The following is a 13,227-nucleotide window of genomic DNA, read 5'->3' as shown; positions in this document are numbered from 1 at the left end:
TAATGATTTCGACCGGTACCGTCCTGTCGAGCGGGGTGGGGAAGTACGGGGACGGGGCAGTGACCGGGGGGTCGAGTTGAGTCAGGTACGCAGTGCCGTGCGCACCCGCGTGTGTGTGGTGGCACCGGGGGAATTGAGCGAAGCGGAAGCCGAGGCATGGCGTGAGTTACGCGCCAGGTCCGGCGCGCCCGCCAACCCCTTCATGGAACCGGAGTTCACCCGGGCGGTCGGCTCCGTCCGCCCCCGGGCCCGGGTCGCCGTCGTCCAGGACGCCGGCACCGGCGAACCGGTCGGTTTTCTCCCGTACGAGAAGGGACGGCTGGGCCGGGGACGGGCCATCGGGCTCGGCGTGTCGGATTGCCAGGGCGGGGTGTTCCGCCCCGGGCTCGGGCTGAGCGCGCGTGAACTGCTGACCGGCTGCTCGCTGTCGGCCTGGGAGTTCGACAACCTCGAAGCGGGGCAGGAGCTGTTCGTCCCGGCCGCCGCCGCGGCGCTGGAGTCCCCGGTCATCGACGTCGGGGCGGGGTACGCGGCGTACGAGTCGGCCCTGCGCGTCCGGTCGCCCAAGTTCTTCCGTACGACGGCCGCGAAGGAACGGAAGCTGGGCAGGCAGGCGGGTGAGGTCCGCTTCGTCTTCGACGAACGCGACCCGGCCGCCCTGCGCACGCTCATGGCGTGGAAGTCCGCGCAGTACCGGCGCACCGGCCGGCGCGACCGGTTCGCGCAGGTGTGGATCAGCGTGCTCGTGCGCCGGCTCGCCGCGACCCGCGCGCCGGACTGCGCCGGAGTGCTCTCCGTGCTGTACGTGGCCGACCGCCCCGTCGCCGCGCACTTCGGGCTGCGCTCGCGCACCGTACTGTCCTGCTGGTTCCCGGCGTACGACCCGGAGTTCGCCAAGTACTCGCCCGGGCTGATCCTGCATCTGCGGATGGCCGAGGCCGCCGCCGGGGCGGGCATCGGCCTGCTCGACCTGGGGCGCGGCGCGGCGGAGTACAAGGACGCGCTCAAGACCGGCGGACTGCGCGTGTACGAGGGCGCGGCCGTCCGGCCGGGCGCGCGGGCGGCGCTCCACTGGCTGAGCCGGGAGCCGTCCCGGCGCGCCCACACCTTCGTACGGAACCGGCCCGGACTGGCCGGGTACGCGCAAGCGACGCTGAGCCGGATGGGCCGGCTGCGGGTCAGGTGACGACGGACGGCCGACGACGTAACCGCGTGAGCAACGGGGGAGCCGATGGCAGAGCACATACGCGCACCACGCAGACCGAGCCCTCAGCCGATCGCCGTCGTCCAGCTCGACCTGGACGGCCCCGACGGCGCGGTGCTCTCCCTCTTACCGGCGCCCGGCGGGCCCCTCCCGGGCGAGGCGGGCGGCGACGTATACGCGCTCGTACGGCTCCGGGGGCGGCCGGTGGCCACGGTGGTCGGACGGGTGGCGGCGGGGGAGGACCCGGCGGAGGTGCTGACGGCGGCGTTCCGCGCGCGGAAGGAGTACCGGGACGGGTACGGCAACGGCTATCGAAGCGCGTACGCCGAGGAGCGACGGAGCGGGTACGGGTACGCCGAGGAGCGCCGGAGCGGGTACGGCCACGGCTACCGAAGCGGTTACGGCTACGCCGAAGAGTCCCCGTCCGCCGGGCCGCCGGCCCTCCCCCGTACCACCGTCGTCGTCGCCACCCGTGAGCGCGCCGGGCAGCTCGCCCGCGCCCTCGACTCGCTCCTCGCACAGGACCACCCGGACTTCCGCGTCCTGGTCGTCGACAACGCGCCCGTCACCACCGCCACGCGTGATCTCGTACGGTCCCCGCGCTACGACGGGCGGGTCGGCTACGTCCTCGAACCGCGCCCCGGCCTCGCCGTCGCCCACAACCGGGGCATCACGGAGGCAGCCACCGCCACCCCCGTCCTCGCCTTCACCGACGACGACGTGATCGCCGACCCGCACTGGCTCACCGCCCTCACCGCGCCCTTCGCCACGGACCCCGGACTCGGGTGTGTCACCGGCCTGATCCTCCCCGCCCGGCTGGCCACCCCCGCGCAGATCCTGCTGGAGAGCCACGGCGGCTTCGCCAAGGGCTTCACGCCCCGGCTGTACGACCCCGCGCGGCCACCCGCCGACGAGCCGCTGTTCCCGTTCACGGCGGGCAGCTTCGGCTCGGGCGCGAACATGGCGTTCCGCGCGGACGCGCTCCGTGCGGTCGGCGGCTTCGACCCGGCCACCGGCACCGGCACGCCCGCCAGGGGCGGCGACGACCTCTACGCCTTCGTACGGATCCTGACGGCGGGCCACCGGCTGCGCTACACGCCCGAGGCGCTCGTCTGGCACCACCACCGCGAGACCTGGGCCGACCTGCGGAACCAGGCGTACGGATACGGCGCCGGGCTCACCGCGTATCTGACCGCCCTCCTCGTACGCCGGCCCGCGCTGCTGCCCGCCTTCCTCACGAAGCTGCCGCGCGCCCTGGCGCACGCCCGCGCGATCACGGCTCACCGGGCTGACACCGAAAGCGGGGTGGCCTCCGATGGCGTCCCCGGCGCGCACGGCGGGCAGGGCCACCCCTGGCCGCGCGCACTCTCCCGGCTGGAGCGCCGGGGGATGCTGTACGGCCCGCTGGGCTACGCCAAGGCGCGCCGACGGATACGCGGCGGAGACAGCGGAGACAGAGGCGGGGGCAAAGGCCGGGGCAGCAGGGGCGAGGGCGGAAGCGGGGGCCCGGCATGACCGCTGACGTCGGTTCCCGCGCGCCGATCCCCGTTCTCCTCTACCACGCCGTCATGGCGGACCCGCCCCCGTGGATCGCCGAATTCACCGTCGCGCCGGGCGACTTCGCCGCCCACCTCGACGCGGTCGTCGCCTCGGGCCGGTCGGCCGTCCCGGTCAGCGTCCTCGTACGGCATCTGACGCGCGGCACACCGCTGCCGCCCCGGCCCGTCGTGCTCACCTTCGACGACGGCTTCGCGGATCTCCCCGGTCCCACCGCCGAGGCGCTCGCCGCCCGCGCGCTGCCCGCCACCGCCTATCTGACCACCGGCGCCATCACCCCCGGCCTGACCAGCCTGCTGCCGCCCGCCCCGATGATGTCGCTCCGGCAGGCGTCGGTGCTGGTCGAGTACGGAGTGGAGGTCGGCGCGCACACGGTCACCCATCCGCAGCTCGACACCGTGCGCGCCCCCGCGCTCCACCGGGAACTCCACGACGCGAAAAGGGTGTTGGAGGACACGCTCGGACACGAGGTCGCGCATCTCGCCTATCCCCACGGCTACAACAGCGCCCGCGTGCGCCGGGCCGCCGCGCGCGCCGGGTACGCCTCCGCCGTCGCCGTCCGCCACGCGCTCAGCTCGGACCGGGACGACACGTACCGCATCGCCCGGCTGATCGTGCGCCGTACCCACACCGCCGCCGATGTCGCCTCCTGGATGGCGGGGGCGGCGGCCGAGGGGGAACGGGCCAGGGTGGCGCCCTTCCCCGACTCGCTGCCGACGCTGGGCTGGCGGCTGTACCGGGGGGCGCGCGCCCGCGTACGCGGCCCGGAGTTCGCCGGATGACGGAACGGAACCGAGCTACGGGAAGAGGAGGGCGCCACACTGTGCGGCAACGTACGTACGAGACCGACGCCGGTACCGCGACCGGGGCCGAAGCAGGCGCTGCGACCGGCACTGTCACCGGCGCCGCGACCGGCACCGCGACCGGCACCGCTATATACACCGACGTGCGCCCCGCACCTCCCGCACCCGTTCCCCCCGCGCCCCCACCCCCGCCGCCGCCCCCGCCCATGCGCCGCCCCCACCCCCGGGCGCGCGCCTTCGCCTCCGTACCGCTGCTCCTCCTGCTGATCGCGGGAGCCCTCTGGAGCTGGTCCCTGCCCCGTATCGGCTTCCGTGACATCGGTGAGTTCGGCCTCCTCGACCGCTTCCCGCTCGCCTTCTACGCCTCCCTCCTCGTCCTCACCGCCGGTTTTCTCCACACCCTCCGCCGCGCCGGCACCGCCCCCCTCTGGCCGCTCGCCTACTGCGTCGCCCTGCTCACCGCGCTCAAGGCGCCGCCCGCGCTGCTCTACGACTCGGTGCGCTACGCCTGGGCGTCCAAGCACGACGAGGTGATCACCCGGCTGCTGGCGGAGGGGACCGTACACCCGCACACGCCGCTCTCCGGCGGGATGGCCGCGTACGACCAGTGGCCCGGCTTCTTCTCCCTCAACGCGGCGCTGATCAGGGCCTTCGGGACGACGGGCGCGGCCCCGTACATCAACTGGGCGCCGATCGCCTTCGGTCTGCTGATGCTGCCGGTGCTCGTCCTGATCTACCGCACCTTCACCGACGACTGGCGGCTCGTCTGGACGGCGGTGTGGATCTTCCAGCTCGCGAACTGGGTGGGGCAGGACTATCTGGCGCCCCAGGCGTTCGCGTATCTGCTCTTCCTGAGCGTGTTCGCCGTCGTCGTACGGCACTTCGTACGGCCCGGATCCGCCCGTACGCTCCGCTCCCGCGACCGGCTCGACCCGGCCGCGACCGCCGTGCCGCCGCCCACCGGCCGGTGGCAGCGCGCGCTCTGCGTGGCGATCCTCGCGCCGCTGATCGCGGCCGTCAACGCCTCGCACCAGCTGACGCCCGTCATGCTCTGCATGACCCTGATGGCGCTGTGCCTGACCCGGCGCTACCGCAATCTCGGGCTGCTCGCCGTGACCGGTCTGATCATGCTCATCTGGGATCTCACCATGGGCCGGGTGCTGTTCCTGGACACCCTGAGCACACTGCGCGACTCGGCGGGCGACCTGATGAAGAACTCCCGCGCCGGTTACGCGGGCGCGCCGACCGGTCCCGGGCCGGAGCTGGTGGGCAACGCCAATATCGCGATGGTGCTGGTCCTCGGCGCGCTCGCCGGTACGGCCGTACTGCTCCGGCGCCGCCTGGCCCGCAGCGCGCTGCCGCTGCTGCTGGCCGCCGCCGCGCCCGTACCGCTGTTCGCCGTGAACGACTACGGCGGCGAAATGCTCTTCCGCGTCTATCTGTTCGGGCTGCCCGGCACGGCCTTCTTCGCCGCCGCGGCGCTCGTCCCGACCGCCGCGGGCACGAACAGGGCGCGCCGCCACGCGCGCCGGGCGACGGCGGTGGCCCTGCCGCTGGCGCTGGTCGCGCTGCTGGCGGGCTTTCTGCCGTCGTACTACGGCAAGGAGGGCATGCAGTACGTGTCCCCGACCGAGACCGCGTTTGTCAGACGGTCCTACGACCGGGCGCCGGAGGGTGCGCTGATCATGGCGACGACCGGGTCCTTCCCGGGGGCGTACTACCGCTACGACCGGTACGAGCGCTGGTTCTTCACCGAGCAGGAGGTGTCGGGGAACCTGCGGATGCTGGAGGATCCGGCTGGCTATCTCGACGCGGGGGTGCCGGAGGGGCGGCCGGCTTACGTGCTGCTCACGCCGGCGCAGGACAGGGCCACGTTCAGCGAGGGGTATCTGCCGGCGGGGGGCTTCGCCCGGATGAGCGCGGCGCTGAAGCGGTCGCCGCGCTTCCGGGTGGTGGAGGAGAACCGGAACGGGCTGTTCCTGGAACACGTACCGGCGCCTGGTGTTTCCGCGAGCCCATGAGAAGACGAGAAGACGATACGAGAAGACGATACGAGGAGGCCGCCACAGCCATGTACCCAACCGAGGGACAGCCGGAGGAGCAGCATCAGCCGGAGGCGCGGCCCGAGGCGCAGCCTGAAACGCGGCCCGCGGTCCAGCCCCAGGCGCCGAGCAGAGCCCCCTTCGCGCCCTGGCTGCTCAGAGCCGCCCTCGCGCTCACCGGCTGGCTCGCGCTCGCCGCCACGGCGCTGCCCGCCGGCTGGCCCGCGCGCTGGATCCCCGTGCTGCTCTTCGTCGCCTTCGGCCCCGGCTGCGCGCTCCTGCTCCCGCTGCCGCGCGGGCTGCGGCCCGCCGCCCGGCTGGAGGTGCTGGCGCTGGCCGCGCCGCTGAGCCTGTCGCTCGCGACGCTCGCCGCCACCGCGCTCCACCTCGTGGCGGGCTTCACGGCGACGGTGTTCCTGGCCTCGCTCGCCGCCGTCACCACCCTCGCGGCGGCGCTGCCCGCCGTACCGCTGCCCGCCGTGACCCGAGGGGCGGCCGAGCGCCGCGACCCGGGCCGTACGGACGGGCCGATGCCGCTGTGGAGGGGCCAATGACGAGGGCACGCAAGGAACCGAGGGCACGCAAGGAGCCGACGACACGCAAGGCACCAAGCGCACGCAAGCGACCGAGGGCACACAGGGAACCCATGGCACGCAGGCATACGTACACCGCCGTCATCCTGGCCGCCATAGGCGCGATGATCGTCGCCCTCGGGGTCTGGATCACCCGCGACGACCGCGACGACGGTTCGTCGGCCTCCTCCCGCGATCTGCCCGACAACGCCGCCTCCGGGCCGATGCCGAGCGGCCGGTGCGCCGCGAGCGCGCTGCTGGAGCCGGGCTGCGGGGCCTGGTGGGGCGCGTATGTCCCGTACGCGGAGAACGGCTCGCTCAAGGACGCCGTACACGCCTTCGAGAAGAAGATCGGCCGGCGGCTCGACCTCGTCTACAACTACCACGACATGTCCAACACCGAGCGCGACGGCGTCCTTCTCACCCCCGACGAGCAGGAGTTGGGGCGCGACCGGATGCTGATGCTGGCCTGGGAGTCCACCGTGTGGACCGAGCCGCACCACGAGAACTGGACCGAGACTCAGCTCGGCTGGCGGGAGGTGGCGGCCGGGAAGTTCGACCGGGACATCATCGATCCGCAGGCGAGGCGGCTCAAGGCGTACGGCAAGCGCGTCTTCTTCTCGTTCGACCAGGAGACCGACTTCCGGACGCCGGACGCGGGGACGCCGGAGGAGTTCGTCGCCGCGTACCGCCATATCCACGACCGGTTCGCGGAGTTGGGCGTGGACAACGTGGTGTGGGTGTGGACGGTCTCCGGCTATCTGGGGCACGCGGACCTGATGAAGGCGCTGTATCCGGGCGACGCGTACGTGGACTGGATCGGCATGGACCAGTACAACTACTACCGCTGTCAACGCAGCGCGTCCTGGCTGGACTTCGAGAGCAGCCAGCGCCCGGCGTACGACTGGCTGCGCGCCAATGTCTCGGCCGACAAGCCGATCATGCTGTCCGAGTTCAGTACGGCTCCGGACCCGGAGCGGCCCGACCGGCAGCGCGGCTGGTACGAGGCGATCCCGGAGGTGGCGCCGCGGCTGCCGGCGGTGCGGGCGCTGGTGCACTGGAACCGGCCGGTGCCGGGGGAGAACTGCGATCTGACGGTCAACAAGGGCCCGGCGCTGGAGGGTTACCGGAAGGCGGGCGCGGATCCCTACTTCAATCAGCCGTTGCCGACGCGCTGACGAGGGAACCGGGCCCGTACGGCGAGGGCTGCCGAGGCCACGGCGAGCAGGGCGAGCGCGACGGGGACGGCGGCGGAGGCGAAGAGCCCCTGCGCCGCCCAGCCGGCCACCACCAGCACCCACAGCACGCTCGCGGCGAGGCGCCCGTCCGTCCGTACCGCCCACAGGGCGAGGGCGACGAGGAGGAGGCAGAGCAGCTGGAGCGCGACGGGCAGGGCGCACAGCACGGCGTCACGGTCGGCGGCTCCGGCGGCTCCGGTGGCTGCCTGCCCGGCCCCCAGGTCCGCGCGCATGCCCGCCGCCCAGTCCGCCAGCCGTGTCACGGCGTCGGCGACCGGCCCGTGCCAGCGCCCGGACAGCGGGTCGGGCCGTACGCCGATCAGCAGCGGCGCGGAGTGCAGCGCGGCGAACGTGAGGAGCGGCCCCAGTACGAGCAGCGCCGCGCCCGGCCGTACGAGGGAGACGGTGGCGCACTGGACGACGATCAGCACAATGGCGCCGAGCAGGGTCAACGGCGGTAGTACGTCGAGGAGTCGCGCGCCGGTGAGCCGGTCGAGGCCGAGATCCCCGACGCGGACGAGCGGCGCCCAGAACAGCCCGACGGAGGTGCCGAGCAGCAGCCAGAGGAGGGTGATGAGACGGCTCTCGTCGATGCGTCCGGAACCGGAACTGCGAGCGGGCGCGGGCGCGGCGGCCTCGCGCGCCCAGTTCGTCCCGTACCCGTCGCTGACGACGGTGGCACCCGCGCCGGTTCCCGCGCCGGCTCCCGCGCCGGCCCGATACCCCCCGGAACGGCGATGCCGCGCCCCGTACGCGCCGCGCGCCCCCGGCCGCAGCGCCAGCCGCAGCCCCAACGCCGCGACCAGCGCCATCAGCGTCATCGGCAGCAGCATCGCGACCCCGGCCCCGGCGATCCCCGCCCCGCCGGGACCGAACAGATACAGCGCGCTGCCGAGCACGAGCACGCACATGGCGCCCTGGAGCGCGGCGAGCAGGCCCGTACGGCCCTGGACCCGCAGCACCCCGATGTACAGCTCCACGATCACCCGGGGCAGCGCGGCGGCGGCCAGCAGCCGGAGCACCGTTGTGCCGTGGCGCGCGTAATCCGCGCCGAACGGCGCCAGCACCTGCGGCGCGAACACCACCAGTACGAGCACCACCGGTACCAGCAGCAGCGCCATCCGGCGCAGCGCGCCGCGTACGCCCTCGGCCAGCCGGTCCGGGCTGTGGGAGGCGTGCGCGGTGAGCGAGGAGGCCATGTTGATGGCCATGAACTCCATCGTGCCGCCGACCGTGTAGGCCGTGTAGAAGAAGGCGTTGTGCGCGGCGTCGAAGCGGACCGCGACCAGCACCGGCAGCAGGTTGATCATCGCCAGGCTGAAGAGCGCCCCGACCGAGTCGCCCGCCAGGAACCGTCCGATGTCGGCCGCCCGGGGCGGCTCGCGGTCGCGGTCGGCGGCGGCCTGGCGCGGGATGAGCCGGCGGAAGATCAGCCAGCCCAGCGGCAGGACGGAGAGCGCGATGGCCGCCGCCCACGAGACGAAGACGCCGAGGACGGGCAGCGCCGTGGCGAGGACGACGAGCAGCACCAGCTTGCCGAGGGAGAAGACGGCGTTGCCGACGGGCACCCAGAAGGCCCGGCGCAGCCCGGTCAGCACCCCGTCCTGGAGGGTGAGCAGCGCCCAGGCGACACACGACGCGGTGAAGACGAGCCCCGCCGTCAGCCCGCCGAGGGGCGCGTACGAGGGCCCCCACAGGTCGAGCGTCATCAGGAACACGACGCACGCGACGCACACCACCAGCGAACTGACGGCGTACGCGCGCCACACCAGCGGCCCGGTCGCACGCCCGGCGCGCGGGACGTAGCGTACGACCGCGCCGATCATGGTGGTGGCGGTGATCGAGGCGAGCAGCCGCATGGCGGCGATGGCGGCGGAACCCTGGCCGACGGCCTCCTCGGTGTAGTAGCGGGCGGCGACGAGCCAGAAGCCGAGGCCGAGGGCGGCGGAGACGCCGGTGGAGAGCATGAGGGCGTAGGCGTTGCGGAACATGGAGTCGCCGCCGGGCGGCTTCGCCGGGGGAGCGGGGGATGCCGGGGGCGGCGCCGGCCGGTCGGCGCGTCCCGGCAGCCGGGCGGTGTCAGCCACCGGTGCCGGTCCCGCTGCCGGCGCGGCTGCTGGTTCCGTTGTCGGCTCCGGACTCCACCGGCCGGACCGGTACCACGTCCGCCTCCCGGAGTACCGAGATCACGCGGTCGGCGAGGCGCGGATCAACCGGCAACGCGTGCCGCGCGAACCAGGCGCCGGCGGATGTACCGGGAGCGGGCGAGGGCGGCGGATCGGTGAAGGCGGCGCCGGCGTAGCTGTCGAGGGGAGGATCGTAAAGATAACCAGTGGTGATGTGCCGCCGGGCGAGGGCGGCGACGGCGGCGGCCCGGTCGGCGACGAGAAGGGGGAAGCGGAACAGCGGCTGTACGGGACCGCCCTGTACGGGACCGCCCTGTACGGGACCGCCCTGTACGGGGCCGCTACTGGGCGGCGCCCAGGGCGACCCCAACAGCGCCTCCGTACCGGCCCGATGGGCGTCGAGTGTGGCGTCGAGGGCGCCGAGGAGCCGTTCCGTACGGCGTAACCGGAGGCGTCCGGGCCGTAACCGGTAGTCGTGCATGTCGACCCGTACCCACGAGTGGAACGCGGCCAGATCCGGCGCGGCGGCGACGGCCCGCGCCAGCTCGTCCGCCCGCAGGGGCATCCGGATGCCGTCGCGCTCCTCCTGCCCGAGCAGCCGCAGCGCGGCGCGCGCGGCGGGGACGAGACGGGTGGCGCGTACGGCGGCTTCGGCGTACGGGCGTACGGCGTAGGCGAGTTCGGCGGAGGGGCGAGCGGGCAGAAGGGCGAGATCGCGCAGCCGAACGAGCGAGTCGCGTACGTCCGGTTGCTGTTTCGGCCCACCGAAGGCCAGAAACCCCCCGGTCTTGGCCCCCACATGCTTGGAGAGGCTGAACACGGCGGCGTCCCCGAACGACCCGACCGGCCGCCCCGCCACCGTGGACCCGATGGCGTGGGCGCAGTCCTCGATCAGCGGAATCCCCAACGTGTCGCAGCGGGACCGGAGTTCGGGCGCCGGATCGGGATTGCCGTACAGATTGGTGGTGATGACGCCGGACAGCCCACCCCACACGCTCTCCGGCACGGCGCCGAGGTCGATCGACCCGTCGTACGGATTCAACGGCGCCTGTACGGGCCGCAGTCCGGCGGCGAGCACGACGAAGAAGATCACGTCGTCGTTGACCGGCGACATGAGCACCCGCCCGCCCGGCGGGCACCAGTGGCGCAGCGCCACATAGAGCCCGAGCCGGCACGACGGCATGTACAGAACGTCCCTGCCGAGGCGCGCGCGCATCAGCGACTCCAAGGCCGCGTACGCGGAGCGCTGCTCCGCCGGCGGGCCCTCCCCACGAGCCATTGCGACCCCCCTGTCCCGGCTCAATGTCTCCCATACCGGGCGGGGGGAGTCAATAAGGCATGGGGCGGAGGACGGGACCGGTGCCGGTGGCTAGCGCGCGGCCTTCGCCCGGTCGAAGCAACGCTCCAGCTCATCCAGGTTGTAGAAGAAACTGCCCCTGGAGACGGGCCGGCAGCCGGCCTTGAAGGCGGTCTCCTTCTCGTTGTAGAGCATCCGGACGAGGTAGGTGCTGCCCTTGCGGAAGACGTCCCACTGGATGTTCGACGCCATGGGCGCGACCGAGGAGCCGCGCCAGACGTTGTCCGCGTACGTGTACGGGCGGGACGGCGACGCCGGGCGCTCGCTGCCGGGGAGCTTCATGAGCGCGGCGAGCGGCATGATCTCCTCGGCGTGGGTGAAGCGCAGCACGGCCCCGAACTCGCTCGTGCCGGCCTTCTTGGCCTCGACCTGCCGGAAGAGGTCGTCCAGCAGCACGTCCGCCATGCGGTAGGTGATGTCCGAGTCATTGAAACCGGGACCGGCCTCGTAGAAGCTCTCGGCGTCGTCCAGATACCCGAACCAGGAGGCGTCCCGGCTGTCGATGTAGCGGTCCATGTGCCAGTCGCCCTCGGCGCTCATGCTGGGTGCGATGGCGTAGAGGCTGTAGACGGCCTCGGCGGCGGCGACCCGGTCGGCGGCGGTCATCCGGTTGACGAAGGAGGCGGAGAAGAGCTTGCGCAGCATGCTCCGGGCGGCGGCATCGGTCCGGGGCTGCTCCCGGATCTTCTTCAGGGTGGCGGCGAGGCGCTGGTCGTTGGCGAGGTAGTCGCGGTACGCGGCGCCGCCGGCCGACTTGTGGAAGTAGAGCAGGTCCGCGTCCGTACGGGCGGGGCCGACCAGCGGCCCGAGCGCGGGATCGGCGGCGACGAGCGCCTTCGTGAACTCCGTACCGCTGTCGACCGCGCGGCCCTTGCCGGAGCTGACGACGTCGATACGCTCGTTCTTCGCGGGCATCGCCCCGAACAGCGCGGGCAGCCGCTTCCGCAGCCGCGCCGCCGTATCCCGCAACTCCTGCTTCCCGCGCCCGCTCAGCTCCCCGTACCCGACCTTGGCCATGGCGTCCAGCAGCCCCTGGACCTCCGCCCCGAACGCCTTCCCCGCCGAGGTCAGCGCCCCGTCCGCCCCAGCCTTGGCCAGCAGCGCGAGCACCAGCTCCCCGTCCTCCCCACTGGTCGCGGCCCGCGACCCGTGCCGCGACACGTTCTCCGTGAACACCGGCACAAACCCGGCAGGCACCCGCTGATACGTACGGGCGTCCTGCTGCGGCCGGTACGGCGTCTTGGTGGCGTACAAGGTCTCCCCACCCCCATGAGCGGTGGCCACCCCACCGGGCAACAGCGCGACGAGCGCGAGCGCGATGGCGGGCACGGTGGCGGTGGCGGTAGCGCGTCGCATGATCCTCTGGTCCTCATTCAGTTCGGCCGACAGCGGACACGGACAACCCGCTCCACGAAAGGGCGCCCCGGGGCCGCTCCACCGTGGCCCGCCGAGATGAACGAGACATGTCCACCAACCGATCACCCGAAGACGCGGGAGTCCCTTGACCGGCCCGACTGCGGAGAGTGAAGGTTGTTCAACAGATCGCGATGTACTGAATGTTGGATGGGAGAGCCGCCATGTCCCTACTGTTCTTCGGCAAGGACCCCGACACGGACGAGGACCACTGCCCGTCGGCCTGGGTGGATGACGACAATGCCGATCTCGTCCTCCAGGGCTGGAAGGCGGACGACGCGACCGAGGACAAGTGCCGGGAAGTCGGCTCGATCCCTCCGACCGAGGCAGTCATTCGTATCCCGGCACGAATGGTGCCGCAGATCAGGAGGGCATGTGATGCCGCAGAAGAGCGAGCAGCCGAGCTTCGCTGAGATCCTCAGGGGCACGGAACGCTCCGCGGTGCACCTGGAGATGCGTGATGCCTACGGCGACAACGAGCGCTTCGCGGCCTGGCGCCGCGGGCATCGGACGGACTGGAGCGACCGTGCGACGTGGTGGCGTGGGTTTCACGAGGAGGTCGCCGGGGCGGTGGCGCGCGGAGTCGTGATCCGACGGGCGCGGGTGGTCAGCGAGCCCGTGTCGGAATACGTCCGTTGGGAGCATGACGTCACACGCGCCAATGTGGGTGCCGGCGAACACGTCCGCTGGCTGCCGCGGCGTTCCGCGTCGGACCTCGCACTCCCCGGCAACGACTACTGGCTGTTCGACGATCGCCTGGCGAGGATTCACCACTTCGCGGGGGACGGCTCGCTCGTCGATGACGAGTTCAGCACCGACCCCACCCTCCTCAAGCTGCTCGCCTCGTCTTTCGAGGCCGTGTGGGAGCGGGCTATCCCGCACGAGAAGTACAGCGTCTGACACGGAGCTGCCGTT

The 13,227-nt window shown here is 72.7% G+C and carries 11 protein-coding genes; 8 read left to right on the top strand and 3 right to left on the bottom strand.

Features of this window, described 5'->3' with window-relative positions; genetic code table 11:
* Positions 1 to 133 precede the first annotated feature (133 nt).
* From DVK44_RS11465 to DVK44_RS11440, 6 genes are all read left to right on the top strand, one after another.
* Positions 134 to 1,186: a GNAT family N-acetyltransferase gene (locus tag DVK44_RS11465; protein ID WP_408055309.1), complete on the top strand. Its 1,053-nt coding sequence runs from the start codon at positions 134 to 136 to the stop codon at positions 1,184 to 1,186.
* 45 nt (positions 1,187 to 1,231) lie between these two features.
* Positions 1,232 to 2,719, top strand: a complete 1,488-nt coding sequence (locus tag DVK44_RS11460; RefSeq protein ID WP_114659585.1) for a glycosyltransferase — start codon at positions 1,232 to 1,234, stop codon at positions 2,717 to 2,719.
* The gene (locus tag DVK44_RS11455; protein WP_228447087.1) at positions 2,716 to 3,543 is read left to right on the top strand and encodes a polysaccharide deacetylase family protein; all 828 of its coding nucleotides are present in this window, start codon (positions 2,716 to 2,718) and stop codon (positions 3,541 to 3,543) included. The genes DVK44_RS11460 and DVK44_RS11455 overlap by 4 nt, the downstream gene beginning before the upstream one ends.
* A gap of 227 nt (positions 3,544 to 3,770) precedes the next feature.
* Complete coding sequence (locus DVK44_RS11450) at positions 3,771 to 5,585, top strand: hypothetical protein (RefSeq protein WP_228447086.1); 1,815 nt, start codon at positions 3,771 to 3,773, stop codon at positions 5,583 to 5,585.
* Between the two features lie 50 nt (positions 5,586 to 5,635).
* Positions 5,636 to 6,160: a hypothetical protein gene (locus DVK44_RS11445; RefSeq protein ID WP_114659584.1), complete on the top strand. Its 525-nt coding sequence runs from the start codon at positions 5,636 to 5,638 to the stop codon at positions 6,158 to 6,160.
* 92 nt (positions 6,161 to 6,252) lie between these two features.
* Positions 6,253 to 7,356 (top strand): glycoside hydrolase family 26 protein, encoded by a 1,104-nt coding sequence (locus DVK44_RS11440; protein ID WP_114659583.1) that lies wholly within the window; start codon positions 6,253 to 6,255, stop codon positions 7,354 to 7,356.
* Here DVK44_RS11440 and DVK44_RS11435 read toward each other — a convergent pair.
* The 3 genes from DVK44_RS11435 to DVK44_RS11425 all read right to left on the bottom strand — a co-directional run bounded on the left by DVK44_RS11435 (position 7,335) and on the right by DVK44_RS11425 (position 12,255).
* Positions 7,335 to 9,503, bottom strand: coding sequence for a lipopolysaccharide biosynthesis protein (locus DVK44_RS11435; protein WP_114659582.1), 2,169 nt, complete (start codon positions 9,501 to 9,503; stop codon positions 7,335 to 7,337). The two genes, DVK44_RS11440 and DVK44_RS11435, sit on opposite strands and share 22 nt — an antisense overlap.
* Positions 9,496 to 10,758 carry a DegT/DnrJ/EryC1/StrS family aminotransferase gene (locus tag DVK44_RS11430; protein ID WP_114665062.1) on the bottom strand — a complete coding sequence of 421 codons (1,263 nt, stop codon included), beginning with the start codon at positions 10,756 to 10,758 and terminating at the stop codon, positions 9,496 to 9,498. The genes DVK44_RS11435 and DVK44_RS11430 overlap by 8 nt, the downstream gene beginning before the upstream one ends.
* Before the next feature lie 153 nt (positions 10,759 to 10,911).
* Positions 10,912 to 12,255 (bottom strand): histidine-type phosphatase, encoded by a 1,344-nt coding sequence (locus DVK44_RS11425; RefSeq protein ID WP_181957445.1) that lies wholly within the window; start codon positions 12,253 to 12,255, stop codon positions 10,912 to 10,914.
* 221 nt (positions 12,256 to 12,476) lie between these two features.
* On the opposite strand from DVK44_RS11425, the gene DVK44_RS11420 reads away from it, so the two are divergent.
* Both DVK44_RS11420 and DVK44_RS11415 read left to right on the top strand, forming a co-directional pair.
* Complete coding sequence (locus tag DVK44_RS11420; protein ID WP_114665060.1) at positions 12,477 to 12,725, top strand: hypothetical protein; 249 nt, start codon at positions 12,477 to 12,479, stop codon at positions 12,723 to 12,725.
* Positions 12,691 to 13,212 (top strand): DUF6879 family protein, encoded by a 522-nt coding sequence (locus DVK44_RS11415; protein WP_114659581.1) that lies wholly within the window; start codon positions 12,691 to 12,693, stop codon positions 13,210 to 13,212. Before DVK44_RS11420 ends, DVK44_RS11415 begins: the two co-directional genes overlap by 35 nt.
* Positions 13,213 to 13,227: the final 15 nt, after the last annotated feature.

Origin of the sequence: Streptomyces paludis (assembly GCF_003344965.1) — a bacterium.
GTDB classification, from domain to species: domain Bacteria; phylum Actinomycetota; class Actinomycetes; order Streptomycetales; family Streptomycetaceae; genus Streptomyces; species Streptomyces paludis.
Note: the sequence above shows the minus strand (reverse complement) of the source record. Positions and strands in the feature narration are given on the sequence as shown.